The 18522-nt window shown below is 44.4% G+C and carries 12 protein-coding genes; 8 read left to right on the top strand and 4 right to left on the bottom strand.

Annotated elements, in window-relative coordinates; all coding sequences use genetic code 11:
* Positions 1-236 precede the first annotated feature (236 nt).
* Entirely contained in the window at positions 237-1274 is a 1038-nt protein-coding gene (locus DVG78_RS09620) for an AlbA family DNA-binding domain-containing protein (RefSeq protein WP_114460882.1), read from the bottom strand.
* A 415-nt stretch (positions 1275-1689) separates the two neighbouring features.
* Here DVG78_RS09620 and DVG78_RS09615 point away from each other — a divergent pair, with 415 nt between their 5' ends.
* Positions 1690-2211 carry a transposase gene (locus tag DVG78_RS09615; RefSeq protein ID WP_114461018.1) on the top strand — a complete coding sequence of 174 codons (522 nt, stop codon included), beginning with the start codon at positions 1690-1692 and terminating at the stop codon, positions 2209-2211.
* Complete coding sequence (locus DVG78_RS09610) at positions 2208-2729, top strand: transposase (protein ID WP_114460881.1); 522 nt, start codon at positions 2208-2210, stop codon at positions 2727-2729. The genes DVG78_RS09615 and DVG78_RS09610 overlap by 4 nt, the downstream gene beginning before the upstream one ends.
* 108 nt (positions 2730-2837) lie before the next feature.
* Here DVG78_RS09610 and DVG78_RS09605 read toward each other — a convergent pair whose 3' ends face one another.
* Positions 2838-3731 carry an OmpA family protein gene (locus tag DVG78_RS09605; RefSeq protein ID WP_114460880.1) on the bottom strand — a complete coding sequence of 298 codons (894 nt, stop codon included), beginning with the start codon at positions 3729-3731 and terminating at the stop codon, positions 2838-2840.
* Between the two features lie 219 nt (positions 3732-3950).
* On the opposite strand from DVG78_RS09605, the gene DVG78_RS09600 reads away from it, so the two are divergent.
* The 5 genes from DVG78_RS09600 (at position 3951) to tamL (ending at position 14601) form a co-directional block, all read left to right on the top strand.
* Complete coding sequence (locus tag DVG78_RS09600) at positions 3951-5354, top strand: cytochrome P450 (RefSeq protein ID WP_229598180.1); 1404 nt, start codon at positions 3951-3953, stop codon at positions 5352-5354.
* A gap of 161 nt (positions 5355-5515) precedes the next feature.
* Positions 5516-6499: a pyruvate dehydrogenase complex E1 component subunit beta gene (locus DVG78_RS09595; RefSeq protein WP_114461017.1), complete on the top strand. Its 984-nt coding sequence runs from the start codon at positions 5516-5518 to the stop codon at positions 6497-6499.
* Positions 6500-6684: 185 nt separating this feature from the next.
* Positions 6685-7422 (top strand): hypothetical protein, encoded by a 738-nt coding sequence (locus tag DVG78_RS09590; RefSeq protein ID WP_114460878.1) that lies wholly within the window; start codon positions 6685-6687, stop codon positions 7420-7422.
* A 67-nt stretch (positions 7423-7489) separates the two neighbouring features.
* Positions 7490-12256 (top strand): translocation/assembly module TamB domain-containing protein, encoded by a 4767-nt coding sequence (locus DVG78_RS09585; protein ID WP_147277035.1) that lies wholly within the window; start codon positions 7490-7492, stop codon positions 12254-12256.
* Positions 12253-14601, top strand: coding sequence for a translocation and assembly module lipoprotein TamL (gene tamL, locus DVG78_RS09580; RefSeq protein WP_114460876.1), 2349 nt, complete (start codon positions 12253-12255; stop codon positions 14599-14601). Before DVG78_RS09585 ends, tamL begins: the two co-directional genes overlap by 4 nt.
* Before the next feature lie 65 nt (positions 14602-14666).
* Here tamL and purQ read toward each other — a convergent pair whose 3' ends face one another.
* Positions 14667-15353, bottom strand: coding sequence for a phosphoribosylformylglycinamidine synthase subunit PurQ (purQ, locus tag DVG78_RS09575; protein ID WP_114068980.1), 687 nt, complete (start codon positions 15351-15353; stop codon positions 14667-14669).
* A 278-nt stretch (positions 15354-15631) separates the two neighbouring features.
* Between purQ and DVG78_RS09570 the strand changes: the two genes are divergently transcribed.
* The gene (locus DVG78_RS09570) at positions 15632-16345 is read left to right on the top strand and encodes an MBL fold metallo-hydrolase (protein WP_114460875.1); all 714 of its coding nucleotides are present in this window, start codon (positions 15632-15634) and stop codon (positions 16343-16345) included.
* A 111-nt stretch (positions 16346-16456) separates the two neighbouring features.
* On the opposite strand, the gene DVG78_RS09565 is transcribed toward DVG78_RS09570, so the two are convergent.
* Positions 16457-18373 (bottom strand): M14 family metallopeptidase, encoded by a 1917-nt coding sequence (locus DVG78_RS09565; RefSeq protein ID WP_114460874.1) that lies wholly within the window; start codon positions 18371-18373, stop codon positions 16457-16459.
* Positions 18374-18522 lie beyond the last annotated feature (149 nt).

Raw genomic sequence — 18522 nt, 5'->3', positions numbered from 1 at the left:
AAAAAAGGAGCGATGTCCCGAAAGACACCGCTCGCTGAAAAAGATAATTTTGACTCGAAAACAGCCCAGTAGTGCGCGCTTAAGGCCGCAGGGCCAAAAGAATGACTCTCCATTTAGGGGTCTTTTCAACTAACTGTGTCAAACCCAGTCACTGTTTGATTATCAATAGTAAAGTTTTCAAAAAGTACAGTTGAGTGAAAATATCCCCATTTAGAAATGATTATGTTTCTCTTTTGTCATCTTCCAATCATGCCTTTGATCTGATCACTATCTCTTATGTCCATTTCATGAGTATACTTATTCTCAATTTTATCAATTATATAAGCATTGTTATCAGAATGAGGGTTATTGGCATATAAGTTGGCAAACATAAAGCGGTATTTTGAATATTTAAGTGGGGATTGTTTTCCTCCAAAAAAAACAATTATAAAGCCTTTAAAATCGTGCATCTGTAATTCTTGAGTTTTAAAGAAAACTTTATCACGAATTATCAATGGGTTATGATAATATAATATTGGTGCTGCATTTTTCCATATAATCTCATGTCCTTTCCGTAATTTGTTGGGTTCAGAAAATTGAGTGTTAACTTCAGCATCTGTTACAACTTTACAGTAGATATCATATTCATTCTGAAGTCTGGTCCAATTATAAATTACAAAAGTAAAATCCATGATAACACCGTTTGAAGTATCATAAGAATTAAGATGAAGACCATCAATTCTTAAATACCCTTCAAGATTGGGAAAAGTAATTCTGCGAATCAATGCCTCAACATAGTAATGAGGAGCTGTGTGTGTCTGGCCGTCAAGCCGCATAAAATAGGTGCCTTTATATTGATGTGGCTTGTATAAACTATCTTCAACTTCAATAACATAGACATAGCTCCCTTCATTCTTTTTTAACATCTGGAATCTAACTCCATTGGGAACAGGTGAGAATAACTGAGCTATAGTTCTGATAAATCCGTCTTTTTCAATAAGTTTAGTTACTGGAGAAAGTTCTCCCTGAAATATTTGCTCCTTTTTGCCAGGTGCTTTTTTTCCAACAGGAGCCCCCCAAATTATGATACCACCTTCTGAGTTTAATAGTCCGCAAATCGTTTCATATATCTTTTTCTCTTTTGCACTATGATCATTTTTTTGGTCTTTATCAGCAGCATAAGATTTTAGTTCCAAGAGGTTGGACTCTTCCTGAGCATCAATGAAATAATTTTCAATATCTTCATAATTGAGTTCATGAAGTTTCTTTTTAAAAAATAGCTCTGCGTATGACATAATTAAACTTCTTTAGAAATATTATTTGGTAAGTTAAGAATAAAAGCCCTTGTCCAGCTTACAAAAAAGTCGTTAGTACTGAAAACGTCCCGTTGGTGACTGTTGGACTCTCGAAAATCAACTGTATTTGGGCTCATTATCTCTTTTTTGCATTTGGTGATGTTCTCATCGCTATTGGCGAAAAAATTGTAAATTATTGATAGTTAAATGTTTATTTTATGGTAATCTCTATAGAATCTTGAATTTCCCCAGTGCGCAGATTATTTACAATAAATTTATGTATTTCAAACCCGTGGTCTGTGTCTCCACAGACCTAAAGAAGACAACTCAAAAAAGTTTTGGATTGCAAGTTTAATGTTTAAGAATTATTAATATGGTAAACGAACATCAAGAAAGCAAATTCCGAAACTCAAGAATGAACTTTGATGAAGTTTATTTTTGGACGGATACCATTAAAGATTGGAAGCATTTGCTCAAACAAGACAAATACAAAGAATTGATTATTTCTTCTTGGCAAGAGTTAGTAAATCGAGGTCAAATAGTGGTCTATGCCTATGTGATTATGCCCAATCATTTGCATGTAGTTTGGGAAATGAAAGAATACAATGGTAAGGAAATGCCTCATGCAAGTTTCAATAAATACACCGGCCATTTGATTGTCAAAGATTTACAAAACAATCACCCTCAAGTGTTACCCTATTTTAGGGTTGAAGAAAAAGAGCGAAAATACAGAGTTTGGCAACGCGACCCATTGGCAGTCCTGATGGATAACCGCCAAAAGGTGGAACAAAAAATAAATTATATCCATCTGAATCCACTGCATCAAAGGTGGAACTTGGCTCAACGTCCTGAGGCCTACCGATGGTCTTCGGCCAAATTTTATGAAAAAGGCGAAGACGATGATAGATTTCTGACACACTATCAAGAACGTTTTTGAAGGTCTGTGAAGACACAGACCACGGTCAAGAAAAAAAGGCTCTGAAGAAAGGGTATTCACAGGCAATTTTTGATTTAGGATTAGATAAATATAAGATAGAGATGTGGCGTTCAGCCAACAAAGACGAACCTGTTATTTGTCTCATTACTAATATTTTATATCAGAAAAGGGTTGGCAAACAATATGCTAAACGCTGGAAAATCGAATACTGCTTTAAGCATCTAAAAACGAATGGATTCAATTTAGAAGACATGTCTTTGACTGACCTCAAGAAGATTAGATTAATGATTAGTTTGGTAATTGTTGCTTACGTTTTATCAATCAGAGAAGGTATTATTCAGAAAAAAACACAAAAAATCAGGGTTATAAAGTACAGAAATGGGAATGAATATCCAGCAGTATCAACATTTAGATGTGGCCTGCAATTTATTAGTAATCAAATTGTTAGCTATTTGGAGCTGGATAAATATTTAGGACTCATTCAGCTTAAAAAACATTCAATTGTCCAAATTGTGTAGTAGTATTCTTTACTCTATCTAACACTTGAGTTATGTAGTTCTACCAAAAAAAGGAGCGATGTCTCGAAAGACACCGCTCCTTTTATGAAAATTTATTCTTACGAATGCTTATTTGCCTGACTCAAACAATTGGAAGAATTGATCCAATTTTGGCAAAATAACGATTTCGGTACGACGGTTACGGCTGCGGTTTTGGCTGCTGTCGTTTGCTACTTTAGGCACAAACTCGCCACGACCACCGGCGGTCATGCGCTCAGGAGCTACACCGTATTTTTTCTGGAGGGCGCGTACTACCGAGGTAGCGCGTTTTGCGCTCAAATCCCAGTTGTCTTCCAATACAGAAGCGCTGCTATACGGTACGCTATCGGTGTGGCCTTCTACCAAGATGTCAAAATCTTTGCGGTCGTTTACGACTTTAGCAATTTTGCTCAACACGTTTTCAGCTTGGGTGGTGATGTCGTAGCTGCCGTATTTAAACAACATTTTGTCGGAAAGAGAGATATAAACCACTCCTTTTTTCACTTCGATGTTTACGTCTTCGTCGCTCACATTGTCCAATGAACGCTTGAGGTTCATCACAAGGGCCAAGTTGAGCGAGTCTTTACGGCGCAGATTTGAGTTCAAATCTTGGATGTAAGAGCTCTGACGGTTGAGGGCATCCAATGATTTTTTGATGCTTTCGGCGCCATCTTTGCTGACGATAGAGAGGTCAGAAAGGCGATCCAATAAGTTGGTGTTTGTACGCTTCAAGTAAGCCAACTCATCTTCCATCGCTTTCAATTTGGCCCGCTCGTTGGTGATGTCACCATCTTTCATCTTGATTTGATTGCTCAAATCGCTGATGTCATTTTTAAGTTTTGCACTAAGTGCGTCGCAATCAGCTTTATTCTTGTCAAGAAGAGCCTGAAGTTCAGCTTTATCTTTGGTCAGTTGAGCTAATTGTTTTTTGTTACAAGATGCAAATAATAATACCGACAGGGAAAATAAAATAATCTTTCTCATTGATTATGAGGTTTGAGGTGAATGGTTAAATTTAAGGTTAGAAATTAACAACGGTGTTGTCTTTAATTAAATACATAAACACTTTTTTTGTTTTTTTTACTTGATATAAAAGGACACTTTTTAGGAAAAGTTCAAAAAAACGTCACAAAGATAGGCAAGGAAAATGATATATCAGAAGGATATATAAATATACTTTGCGCTACAATCATGGGTACTATTATGATGAATTACTCTAAATCGGCACTAAGTACTATCCCCGAAGCTAAAAAAAGTCCCTTTTTTGGAAATACATCGGCATTTGTGCGCAACCCTTTAGGCTTTCTTGAAAAAATGCAAAAAGATTTTAGAGGGGCAGGTTTAGTGAGACTAAATTTAGTGAACCGTGATTTTATCTTGGTGCTGAATCCAGAAGATGCCAAGCATGTATTGCAAGAAAACAACCGCAATTACCATAAAAGCGAAGCGTATAAAGTACTGGCCATATTTTTGGGCAATGGTTTGTTGACCAGCGAAGGAGATTTTTGGCGACGCCAACGTAAACTAACCCAGCCTGCTTTCTACAAACAGCGGCTGGCGTTGATGGTGGCAATGATGAACGATGAAGTGACGAGCTTGGTGCATCGGTGGGAACAACACGAAAAGACAGAACCCCTGAATATGTCCGAAGAAATGCTCAACCTGACCCTGAAAATTGTGACCCAAGCCCTGTTTAGTACCGATGTGAAACACCGCTTGGGGGGGATTTCGGAGTCGCTCAACGAGATTATGCACTTTGCAGACAACACCCTCAAAAGTTTCATTCGCCTTCCTCTGTACTTCCCCACACCGCGAAACTTGCGCTTTAAGCAGGCGGTGAAAAAAGTAGAATCGGTTATTTACAGCATTATCGAAGGCCGCCGCGAAGAACTAAAACACAACCCCGAGGTTCGGTACGACGATTTGCTGGATATGTTGATTCATACGCAAGACGAGGAAACGGGGGAGACCATGACCGACCGGCAGTTGAGGGATGAAGTAACGACGATTTTTATGGCGGGCCACGAAACCACCGCCAATGCCCTGTCTTGGGCATTTTATTTGCTGACAAAAAACGAGGACGTTCTTCATAAACTTCGGGAAGAAGTAAAAACGGTATTGGGTGAAGAAGGAATGCCGACGTTTGAAACTGTGCGCGAACTGAAATATACCCTTCAAGTAGTTCAGGAAGTGATGCGTCTGTATCCGCCAGCGTGGGTGATGGGGCGAAGGGCATTGGGGGCAGACCAATTGAGTGGTCATGCCATTGGGCCCAATACCTACCTGCTGCTACCGATTTATTTGCTTCACCGCGACCCGCTACATTGGCAAAAGCCCCACGAATTTTACCCCGACCATTTTTTGCCCGAAAATACCAAGAATCGCCCCACCTATGCCTACATTCCCTTTGGAGGTGGCCCCAGAATGTGCGTAGGCAATAATTTTGCCTTGATGGAAATGCAGATTGTGCTGGCCTTGCTGGTGCGAAAGTTTGATTTTTCGCTCGTAGAGAGAAAGGATGCTGTGGCCGACCCATTGGTTACCTTACGACCTAAAAAAGCCTTAAAAATGAATGTAAAGGCACTTAGCCGCTTGGAAGTCAGTTAGAAAGCCTTAAAATAATCGGCTAATTATTGGGCTTGGAGGGGCCTGCCAGCGTGTGCAAACGAATTTCGCACAGAGGAGGAAAGGTTTATGAGTCGATTTTACAAAAAATTCCTATTTTTACGGCCGTTTTCAACCCAAATTTGAATTTTACATCATATACAATGAGACAAATACTTTTCCGTGAAGCCTTGCGTGAGGCCCTTTCTGAAGAAATGCGCCGCGACGCGAGCGTGTTTTTGATGGGTGAAGAAGTCGCCGAATATAACGGAGCCTACAAAGTAAGTCAAGGAATGCTTGATGAATTCGGACCTGAGCGGGTCATTGATACGCCCATTGCCGAATTGGGTTTTGCTGGGATTGGCGTGGGAGCTGGAATGAACGGCTTACGTCCCGTCGTGGAATTTATGACGTTCAACTTCTCGTTGGTTGCCATCGACCAAGTGATTAACTCCGCCGCTAAGATTCTCTCGATGTCGGCGGGTCAATACAGCTGTCCGATTGTGTTTCGCGGTCCTACTGGAAATGCAGGTCAGTTGGGAGCGCAACACTCTCAAAACTTTGAAAACTGGTACGCCAATACGCCCGGATTGAAAGTGGTCGTTCCGGCCAATCCTTACGATGCAAAAGGGCTGCTGAAAGCGTCTATCCGCGATAATGACCCCGTTATTTTTATGGAGTCAGAGCAGATGTACGGAGATAAAGGAGAAGTGCCCGAAGAAGAATACATTATTCCGTTGGGTAAAGCAGAAGTGAAAAAAGAAGGTACGGACGTGACCATCGTATCGTTCGGAAAAATGATTCCGCGTGTGGTAAACCCCGCCATTGAAGAATTGGCAAAAATGGGAATCAACGCTGAACTCGTTGACCTTCGCACGGTGCGGCCGATTGATTATGATACGGTCATTAATTCGGTAAAAAAGACAAATCGTTGCGTGGTGGTTGAAGAAGCTTGGCCGTTGTCGTCCATTGCTACTGAACTAACCTACATGATTCAACGCAAAGCATTCGATTATTTGGATGCTCCCGTGATTCGGGTCAACAACATGGACGTATCGTTGCCGTACGCACCTACGCTGGTAGAAGCAACGTTACCAAACGTTAAGCGTACCATCGACGCAGTGAAGGCGGTTATGTACCGTAGTTAGGACTAAAAAACTGTTAAATGTCAGGAGTTAAAGGGGGCAAACTCATTCTTCCAACGTTTAATTTTTTATTTTTTTAAGGCTCCTTTCGAGGAGCTTTTTTTGTTTGGCATGATTTTTTAATGAAATTCCTATCATAAAACTGCTATTTTTGGAGTTATTCAATCGACAAATCAATTTTTCATACAATGAAACGATTCATAAAAACTTTCCTGATTGTAATGTTGGCCCAAGCGGGGCTGAACGCCCAAACGGGTGCCGTTCCCGTCGATACAATCTTTAATAATTTCTACCGCGCAACGGGCGGAAAAGCCCTTTGGGATGCCGTACAGACCTACAATATCAAACAGGCCTATCGGGCAGGAACGGCCAATGATTATGATTTATTGATACAGGGTTCATTGTCTCAGCAGGCGTTGTCTAAAATCCGTACCATCATGAAACGTGATTTTATCTACGGAATCAAAGGCGCGGATGGATGGGTGAAAATCCCCATCGGTAGCCGCGACAAAGTCACGCAGTTTCAAACGAGCGATTTGAGCGAGAAAGAACGCGAAAATATGCGTCGTGAGCTAGGCGATTTGTTGGTGCCTTTTGGAAATTATACGCAGAAAGGCTACATCGCTACGGTTGTAGGTACGGAGCAAGTAAACGGCAAACCCGCCTACCAAGTAGAAATGGAAGGAAAAGGAGTAAAATACAACTTATATTTTGATGTGGCAACGAGCTTACTGGTTCGGGAAAAACTGACGCTGCCCACCCGCGAGGTGCAAACCCGCGACCATACCCAGTACGCCAAGTCAACCTACGGTATTTCGTACCCTTCGGAGTCTACCTATGTGAGCAGTATTGATAAAAAGCCCGTAAAAGTCACAACCGTCATGGAGTTTAATCCAACAATTTCAGACAATACATTTGCAAGATAAAAAAGAGAAAGAACAGTTTCAATGATTAAACACCGTACCACCCGCGTGGTAGCATCGCCATACCGGTTTGAGAAAAGTAGGCAAAATAGTTCTTCTGGTCTTCATTGGTTTGTTATTGGTTTTGGGAACAGCCATCGTTTGGCTGCAAACAGGGTCGGGACAAGACTGGCTTACGCGTCGTGTGGTATCGTATCTGCGCCAAAAACTTCAAACCCGCGTTGAAATCGCGCAGGTACGTTTTCAATTGCCTGACTGGATAGAATTACAAAATATTTATCTGGAAGATAAACAGCGGGATACCCTGCTGATGGGCAAAAGGGTATTTGTGGACTTGGACGTGTGGGGGTTGATGCAAAACAAAGTGGGCATTAATAACATTGAACTAGAAAATGTTTACCTCAACGTTCGTCGTACTTTACCCGATACTACTTTCAATTTCGGCTTCGTTACGCAGGCCTTTAGTAGTCCTGATACCCAGCCCGATACCGCATCAACACCGTTGGATATGCGTTTGGATGCCATCAAACTCAAAAATGTAAGAGTATCGTACCGCGATGCCCTCATCGGAACCGATGCCGCGCTTTGGATTGAAGAATCAAACGTAAATTTTTCGGCTTTTAATCCTTCTTATAACCGGTACCATTTGACCAATACAGTCTTAAACGCGGGCAAAGCTACGGTGAGAATGTACGCCCCGCTTCGGCCTGCAAAACCAGAGATAGACAGTTTGGCGGCAATCAATTCCGCCGATTCTTTGGATTTAAAATTGGGGAAAATTCAGGTTAAGAATTACGAAATTACCTACAACGACGAGACCCAAAAGCTGAAAGCAAGCGGTAAAATTGGGCAGTTGGATTTGGAAAGTGACTATATCCATTTGGATAAACTTGCGGTCTCGCTCAAAAAAGTAGGGGTACAAAATACAAATTTGGCCTACCGAACCGAAAGTCTGAATGTAGACATAAGTCAATTTAATACGCAGCTAGAAAATTTTGTTTTTACCCCCGCACGTACCGCTGGGAAGTTGAAATCAGCAAGTATGGTGGAGAAAAGAGGCTTTGTGCTGCGCCAGGTGCAAACAGATTTTGTCTACTCCAACACGCAAACATCCCTTGAAAATCTGTTTATCCAAACCAACGAAACCATTCTTCGGAATCGGGCCGTTTTAAGTTATCGTTCGTTGGATGAATTGACCGATAATATTGGCAATGTAGGTGTAGATGTCAACCTGAAAAATAGCCAAATCAGTTTTAAAGATGTGTTGACTTGGATGCCCACGCTCCGAAAAACGCCACCTTTTGACCGCAATCCAACGGCCATTGTCAAGGTAAATGGAATAGTGACGGGCAAGGTCAATAAATTAACCCTGAAGGCCGTCGACGTACAGACCCTGCAAGGAACTCACCTGCGTATGGAGGGGAAAATTGCGGGTTTGCCCGACCCGCAAAAAATGGCCTTGGATTTGAAAATCGGCGAATTATCTACTACCCATACCGATATTGAACGTATTGCTCCCAAAGATGCCTTGCCAGCTTCTATCGAAATTCCTACGAAACTGCTGCTGACGGGTACCGTGAAAGGCAGCCTGAATGACCTCAATCTGAACACGCGTTTGGCCTCCGACATGGGCGACGCGACGTTTGAAGGGAATCTGAAGAATTTTGTCAAAGGCAAAAATGAAGCGTATCAGGGAACGCTGGTTTTAAAAGATTTTAACGCAGGAAAACTGCTCAAACAATCTCCCGAACAACTCGGGAAACTTTCGTTGACGGCAACCGTCAATGGGCAGGGGATTGACCCAAAAACCTTGCAGGCTGAACTGAAAGGCACGGTTTTGAGCGCGGATGTCAAAGGATATACCTACCAAAATCTGAATCTTGAAGGCACGTATCGTCAGCAGGTAGCCGATTTTGTCGCCGCCATCGCCGACCCTAACGCTACCTTACGTCTCAATGTGCAGGCTGATTTGCAGCCCGAATATCCCGTCATATCGGCAGAAGCGGATATTGACGAATTACGACTTAAACCCCTCAATCTGTACAGTGAAAACCTCGGGGTTCGTGGGAAAATAAACGCCGTTTTTCCTTCCACCAACCCCGTCGACCCGCGCGGTACGTTGCTGATTCAGGACGGGGTGTTGATTCAGGATGGGAAAGAGATTCCTTTGCAAACCCTGTCGTTGAACCTCGAAAACGAAAATGGCGAACGATTGGCGGTCATTGATGCCCCTTTCCTCAAAGCCCGCGCTACGGGGGTGTTTCGTTACGAGCAACTTGCCGATATTTTATTGACCGAAATCAATCGCTACTTTGCCCTGCCTGCCATTCAATACAAGCCCATCACAGAGCCATATCGGTTCTCTTTGGAAGGTAAAATGGCCAACCATGCTGCCCTGAAGGCATTTGTGCCTGAATTGACGCGGATGGACACGGTACGGTTTTCGATGCAATTAAATAGCCAACAGGATACTACACTGCGGCTGAAATTACAAGCACCGCTGGTAGAATATGACAGTATGTTGGTAGAACGGGTAACCATTAACGTAGACGGAGCTAACAATAAAGTCAATTATGCTACTTATGTGGATAAAGTAACGTCGGGAACGACCAACATTCGACGTACGTACCTAAATGGCGAAATCGCCAACAATATTGTAGGGTTTAACTTGGTACTCAAAGATTCGTTGGATAAAGACCGCCACGGAATGGAGGGTGTATTGGCTTCGATAGAGAATAATTATCGCCTGCAATTACGGCGGCGGGGACTGTTACTTGATTATAAAAATTGGACTGCCGATTCCACGGGTTATGTTCAGTTTGGAAAAGATGGGCTACTAGCCCGGAAATTTACCATTACCCAGAATCGGCAGCGACTTTTTGTAAATAGCCTGACCGATACACCCAATGGCCCACTGAGAATCGAAATGGATAGCCTTAATTTACGCCCGTTGGTGGGTATTATGGCCGATTCTACGCTCATGGGTGGGGTTCTAGCGGGTAATGTTATTTTGCAGAATTATACGCAGGAAAACCCTGCTTTTACGGGCGATTTTTCCATTCGTGATTTGACGGTGATGGATATTCTCATCGGTAACCTGAATGCCAAAGCAGCCAATCAGTCGGCTGATAATATTGTGGCCGAAGCCACCCTCAAAAGTGCCCAAAATGATGTGCAGCTGAGCGGAAATTACTTACTCAAAAGTAAAACGCCGCTGAATTTAACGTTGGACATTCGTCGGATGGGAATGCAGACCGTAGAAGCCTTTAGCCTTGGGGAGTTACGGCGTACGCGTGGTTCGCTGGCGGGCAAAGCGACCATCAAAGGGGCAATTGACAAACCTCAGATTGATGGCAGTGTTGCGTTTGACAGTGTGTCGTTTAACGTCACTCAGCTGGGGGCTACGTACCGTATCAACAACAGTCGTTTGCAGTTTAAAGGGTCGGACATTTTACTGCAAAAATTTGTGGTAAGCGATACCGCCAACCGCCCGTTGCAGATCGACGGCAAAATCAACATTGCTAAAATTCCTGATGTTTCGTACGACCTAAATATCGTCGGCAAAGATTTTACGGTGCTCAACGCCACTCGGAAAGAAAATGAGTTTTTCTACGGAAAAGGAATCGTGGACGCCAACCTGCACGTGGCGGGGGTGGGTTCAAAACCAGCCATTGACGGCTCCGTAAAACTCAAAGAGGGAAGTGATATTACGGTTATTTTGCCCGACGATAATTTTGGAGAAAACGCCACGGAAGGCATTGTTGAATTTATAAATCCCAACAAACCCGTCGTGGTGGATTCGAGCGCAATCGAATCGACCTCCGTTGATTTTGCCTCTGAAATCTCGCTCAACCTCGAAGCTGACGACCGCTCGCAACTCACCATTGTGGTGGATGAACTCAACGGCGATAACCTCAAAGTACGGGGCAATGCCCAGCTCAACGCGGGCATTTCGCCAAGTGGTCAGGTATTTATTTTGGGTTTGTACGAAATAACCCAAGGCTCTTATGACCTCACGTTTGAGATTCTGAAACGCGGCTTTACCATTCAAAAAGGAAGTCGTTTGATTTGGACTGGCGACCCCATGAAAGCCGACGTAGACATCACGGCGGTGTATCCCGTTACGGCTGAGTTGACGGCGCTTAATCAATCTGCCGCTAGGTATGGAAAAGTCCCGCTTCAAGTATTGCTCAAAATGCAGGGAAGTTTGGAAAAACCCCAAATCACTTTTGATATTCAGCCAGATAATACCAAACTATCGGCAAGTTATGTGGAGGAAATAAAGAATACGGGGGTGTTTGGTGAGATACAGCAGAATCAGGCGGCCATGAACAAACAAGTCTTTTCGTTGTTGGTGCTGAATAAATTTTCGGGAGAGCAGTCGTCCGATTTCTTTTCGAGTGTGAATCCTGAGCTGATTGCCCGCGAAAGTGTGAGTAAACTGCTGACCGACCAACTCAATATGTTGGCCTCTGATTTGATTAAAGGCGTAAAATTGGATTTCAATCTCAATTCCACATCCGTTTCGACCACCACGGGTACTGCCGCCCAAACCGACCTGAATGTAGGGTTGAGTAAAGCCTTTATGGATGACCGCCTAACGGTCAATGTAGGCCGTAATTTTGAAATCGAAGGCGGCGCACGAGCGGCTCGTTCCACCGAAATCATTGACAATGTAAACGTAAATTATAACCTGACCCGGGATGGGCGCTATGCTTTTCGGGCCTACCGAAAAAACCAGTATCAGGCGGTATTGGAAGGGTTTATTGTAGAAACAGGCGTGAGTTTTGCGGTAGTGTTAGATTACGATAAATTGAAAGAAATGTTTAAAAAATGACGTTTAGATTTAGCTGTATACTTCTCGTACTCCTGTCCAGTTTTTTTATGGGCTGTTCGGTCTCGCGCTATCTGCCGCCCAACGAGAGCCTGTATGTGGGAGCGGAGGTAAAGATGGCGCCCGACTCCAACGTGTCGGCCAAGACGGCTAAAACGGTCAAAGCAGAGCTTGAACCCGTCCTGCGGCCCCAACCCAACAGCATGTTATTGGGGTTTCCCTATAAAGTTTGGTTGTATTATTTTCTGGGAGAGCCCAAAAAAGAAAAGAGTTTCCGGGGGTGGTTTCGGAAACGTTTTGGGGAGTCGCCTGTTTTTGCCAGCAAGCGTGCGGTTACGACCAACAGCGCGGTGATTACGAATTATTTGAACAACGAAGGCTATTTTCGTTCGACGGCTTCGGGAGAAATGACTGAAAGTAAACGCCGGGCCAAGGCCGTTTATACGGTAGGGTTGAGAAAACGGTACACCATTAAAACGGTTGAATTTATCACCAAAGACAGCTCTGTCTTCTCTAAAAATCTGCAACTGGCCCAAAAAAGTACGCTTTTGAAAGAAGGCACTCCTTATCGTTTGACGGTTATAGAAGAAGAGCGTAACCGTATTGAGCGGGAGCTTAAAAAACACGGATTTTACTACTTTCGCCCCGATTACCTGATTGTAAAGGCCGATACAAATCTTAACAATCACCAGACGCGTTTGTACGTAGAGCTAAAGCCTAATACGACGCAGTTAGCACTAAAAACGTACTTTATTCAAAATATTTACGTCATTTCGGACAATGGACGCTTAAGGACCGATACGTTGGCCGAGGTGACTGGACGACGTGGCAATATCCGGATTATTGACCCCGCTCACGCCTACCGCCCGCGCATTTTTTATGATGCCATTGGATTTCGTAAGGGAACGCTCTACAGTAGCGAATTGCACGATGTGTCGCTCTCGCGGCTTATCAACCTCAAAAATTTTAAGTTTGTAAAAAACCAATTTGAATTGCTGCCCCGTTCAGATTCGGCCTTGTTGGACGTGTATTATTACCTTACACCCCTGAAAAAGAAAACCCTACGTGCCGAACTCAGCGGGGTGACTAAATCGAATAACTTAGCCGGGGCGCAGGTGGGGCTGACTTGGCTCAATCGGAATCTTTTTAGGGCGGCGGAGCAGCTCCGTATTACGGCCAATGCAGGTTTAGATTTGCAGATAGGAGGCCGAAGCGACTCCACTGCCAAAGTGAGAAATTTCTACCGTACGAGTGTGGAGGCGGAGCTATCGTTTCCACGATTTGTGCTACCGTTTTATAGAGTACGGCCCGATAAAAACCAAACATTACCCAAAACCACCCTGACCACTGGTTTTGAACAGTTAACCCAACAGGGGCTTTATCGTCAAACTTCCATTAAATTAAACTGGGGGTATAGTTGGCGAAAAAACACCCAGATTGAGCACACATTTTTGCCGATTGCCCTCAACGTAGTGAAACCAAAGATTATTGATGGAGAAGCATTTTTAAATCTTATTATTGACCCCACTGCTAAACCTCAGGACTTACTGCGTTACTTCAAAATTCTGGAAAATCGTCTCATTTTAGGGGCACAATACAACATTGCCTACACGCCAACCCCAAAACCATTAAGCAAAAATACTTTTGTCATAACGGGTGGGGTTGATTTGGCGGGGAACGTGGCGGGATTGATTGCCAAACGTCGTGAGGAAGTGGGGCAGGTGTTCGGCATTCCGTACGAACAATACGCCCGTTTTGATGCAGAAGTTCGTCATTATCGCAATGTCAGTCCCAAGCTCCGCTGGGCAAATCGCCTTTTGATTGGGTTGGGTATTCCGTACGGAAATTCATTGTCATTGCCGCAATTTAAGCAGTATTTTGCGGGTGGAACAAACGGGATACGGGCGTTCCGGGCGCGAACGCTGGGCCCGGGAAGTTATAAATTAGACACGGCTACCACCAATATTTTCGGAAATGTGGCCTTCGGCGATATTCGTTTGGAGGCAAACAGTGAGCTGCGTTTGCGAATCAGTGAGTATTTTGAAGGGGCGATGTTTGCCGACGCAGGCAATATCTGGATGTACCGCAATTACGATGATTCGTTTTATACGCCCGAAGAAAATGCGGTGTTTACCAACCAATTTTACAAACAGGTAGCCGTTGGTGGAGGAATCGGCCTTCGGATTATTACCCCTTTTGTGCTCCTGCGCCTCGACTTGGCGGTGCCATTTCGAAAGCCGTGGCTTCCCGAAAATGAGCGGTGGGTGTTCCACCAATTTGATTTACGAAGCAAACCTTGGCGAAAAGAAAATTTGGTATTCAACATTGCCGTTGGTTATTCTTTCTGATACTTTCCAAACAAAAAGCGCGAATGTGAACCACATTCGCGCTTTTTGTTTGGAAAAAAAATGGTTTATGCCGTTACAGCCAAAAGCTGCTCCAGTATAAAACGGCCATCGGCGTTGCCTAAGGCAGGGTCGGAGGCGCGCTCTGGGTGGGGCATCATTCCGAATACATTTTTACCCGCGTTGGTTACACCCGCGATATTTTCTAAGCTGCCGTTAGGATTGGCGGCTTCGGTGATAAGACCGTTTTCGTCGCAATAACGGAACAATACTTGGTCGTTGTCGTTGAGGCTTTTGAGGGTATCTTCGTCGGCAAAATAACGCCCGTCGCCGTGGGCAATCGGAATTTTATAGGCAGAGCGGTCCAAACCGCCCGTCAAAATCGTGGATTTGCTTTGTGGATTCAAGTAAATATTGCGGCAGATATAGCGTTGTGAGCTATTGCGCAATAATACCCCGGGAACCAATCCTGCTTCGGCTACAATCTGGAAACCGTTGCAGATGCCCATGACGTACCCGCCGCGATTTGCGTGGGCAATGACCTCGTTCATGATGGGAGAAAAACGGGCAATAGCGCCAGTGCGCAAATAATCGCCGTAGGAAAAACCTCCGGGAAGAATCACAAAATCACAGCCTTGAAGGTCGTGGTCTTTGTGCCAAAGTTTTACCACTTCTTGGCCTAAATTGACCCGTAATGTATAGACAGTATCATCGTCGCAATTGGAACCGGGAAAAACTACTACGCCGAATTTCATAGATATAGGAAGTATTGAGCGGATGTTTGATTGACTTACCGCTGCAAAGTTAGGGTTTTAGAGGCGGTATTGGTAACAAAACTTCAGCTAACTTTAAAGAAAACAAAAATTGCCCCCTAAAAATCGAATCACAAACAGGCGTAAAATCCAAACAAGCTTTGGAACAATCTGCAGCATGGAAGCGCAACCTTTGTACAAACATTGGCGGGTCATTGTGGATATTTTTCTGAATGCGGTAAAATATCCCAATTCGGGTCTTTGTTAACAAAATAGTATCTATGCAAATTTTGAAAAATCTTTTTCAGGTAAGCGGCGACCTCAACGGACTTACGTTTGACCAACCTGGAGCGTTATGGAATGATGGAAACGCATACGTGCTAAAAACACCGCAAGGGTTAATCCTTTTTGACTGTGGGTGTGGTGAAACCATCGAGCAACTCTTCGACAATATGCGCTATTGGGACCTCGCGCCAGAGGAAATCCAGTATTGCCTCCTAACCCACGCCCATCTGGACCACGCTGGAGGGGCGCATATCCTCAAAAAAAGAGGCGTGAAAATCATGGCCGTGGCCGAAACTGCCGAGGCCATTGCGGCGGGCGACGAACGCTGTTGTGGCTATTTGTATCATAAAACCTTTCAGCCCGTTATGGTAGACCAAGTTCTGGTGGACAAACAACGACGTAATCTATTGGGGGTAGAAATAGAGGTGATGCACTTGCCGGGCCACAGCATGGGTTGCACAGCCTATCTGTTTACATGGGAGCAAAAACGAGTCGTCATCAGTGGAGATGTGATTGGCACCTTGCTGAGTGGCGATTTTGGGTGGAGTGGCTCCATTGATTTCGACAAAAAAATCTATACCGCTTCTTTACGCCGGTTTGCCAAAATAGAGACTGATATTATGTTGCCGGGCCACGGTATGGTTTATTTTCACAAGCCGCGTCGGCGTGTGGAAGAAGTGCTGAATGCGGCCTTGATGCAATGGCGATAAAAAAAGGTTGTCGAATCCATTTTTGAGAGACTCGACAACCTTTTTTACAGATTTTTCCCGTTCTCCGCAGTTTCTTGTCAATCAGCTCGCTTTCGAGAAAGGAGGATTTGGCTAATTCCCCAGAACGATTTCTTTCTCTTTGTAACCGCCTCGGGTGGAAGAAAGCTTCACTTTTGCCTTGACGGGACCTTTTTGGTTGAGTTTTACTTTAAAAATGGCTTCTTTTTGTTCGCCAACCTTGGTGTAGCCACTGTAAATCGTTTTGTCAAATAAGGTGGGTTGCGTGATTGTTACTTTTGCATCTTCGTAGCCTTTGAGTAATGCCTTGTCAAAGTCCAGCGTGACGCGGTCTTCCTGCACTATTTTGACCAATTTGGCCTGCTCCAGCGCAACGGGCAGCTTTCCTGCATTGCTCCACGTTACTTTTATTTCGTATTCATCATTGGTTAATGCTTTGATGGTCACGTCTTTTAGGTCAATCTGAGGAAGTTCTTTCGCCATCGCCAAGTTGAATTTAGATTGTTTGGCAATCCAGTTTTCCAACTGCCACGCGGGGCCATTTTGCGCAAAGAATTTAGGATGGAACCCGCCGATTTCTACTTCTCCCAATACGGGGTGCATGAGTTTTGACCAGGGTTTGAAGCCATTCTTTTTGTTGGCTTCGTCGTCCCACATGAGGCCATCGTACTCATCGTAAGCGCCATCTTTGTTGTAATCTTTCATGGCACCACCGTTCCAAAGTTCATCACCGTACCACACGGAGCCGTAATAAAAATAACCGAAGTCAGGACCGTGGCCAAACAAAGGTTGGGGCTTGGTGGGGTCGCCAGTGGTGCGGTCGGTTTTGCTGCGGGTGGCGTAGGTATCATACACATCGCCAGCCCAAGGATAACCCGTAAAAGCCAATCCCACGCTGTCCATGTGTTTATAAATCGCCAAATCGGCGGGAAACATACTCTCGGCACTTTTGGAAGTCGAGGGCGGGCGCAGGTGCATTGGCACGCGTGTATCCATCGAGTTGACGACCGAGATGTTGGGATGGGCCAACAGCCACAAAACCGTGGAGCGCGTTTCAATTTCACTCAACGGGTACTCGCCCGCACCACCCTGCGTGTAGCCGCGCCCCGTGAGGTCGCCCCCTTGGTCGGGTCGCCAGTTTTCTGGATAATTACGGTGGTTGTCCAAGCCGCCGATGCCGTCTTCGTTGTATTTTCCGTCGCCGTCGTTGTCAATACCTTCGGTGTAGACCAGCCAATCGCCCTTGCCTTCCAAGACGCGTTTCATCAATCGCCCCGACGGATCGCGGGGGTCGAGGGTATAATCGGCTTTTTCTTTTTCTGCTTTGGTAACGGCTTTTTTGCGGATTTGATAAATCACCCCATCGCCATCGAGGTCTTCTTCGGGGTCTTCGTCGAGCAGGCCGTCGCGGTCATCGTCTTTGGGCCGCACGGTGCTTCGGTTGCGTTGCGCCGTAAAAAGATACATCATAGAGCCATCGGGATTATTCTCGGGGCGCAGATAAATGGATTTGGTGTCAATGAGTTGGGTAATAGACGCATCTTTACCGTAGTTTTCGAGCAAATGCTGCGTAAGCCAGAGAATGGCTTCGCTGCTCGTGACCTCGCCGCTGTGTCGGCCAGCCTCAAAATAAGCCGCGGGTTTGTCGGTATGTTTGCCCGTTTTTTTGTTGGTAATGGTCATTTGCAAAATAGGCCGGCCCTCGTAGCTTTTAGCTACTTCGTAGAGGTCTACGATGTCGGGATATTGGGCGGCCCATTTTCGGTACCAGTGGTACATTACATCGGGTGAGTGATAAACGTCAAATGCCAGTTTATTGCTGGGTTGGTATTCCACATCTTTAAAATAATGTTTCTTGAAAAAGCTAACGCCATGCCGCTCACCTTTGACGGTGTAAAACTTATTGGCCGTGTCTTGTTCGGGCCATTTTTGTTCACCATAATAGGGTTTCTGGGCGGCAGCATTTGCCAACATAAACAGCGATAGAAGCAGTATAAAGGGTTTTTTCATAAGAAAAAGAATAGGAAAAAAGTGTAAAATACTATTTGGTTTTAAGGGGTTAATTTTCAGGCTGATATTACTAAAATTTATCTTCCGGGCGTAGTCTTGAATGGAGTAATTTTTTAAAAAAAAAAGGGCGTTGGTTAATGATTGTTAAT

Source organism: Runella aurantiaca (assembly GCF_003339505.1).
In the GTDB taxonomy this organism is placed as follows: Bacteria; Bacteroidota; Bacteroidia; order Cytophagales; family Spirosomataceae; genus Runella; species Runella aurantiaca.
Note: the sequence above shows the minus strand (reverse complement) of the source record. Positions and strands in the feature narration are given on the sequence as shown.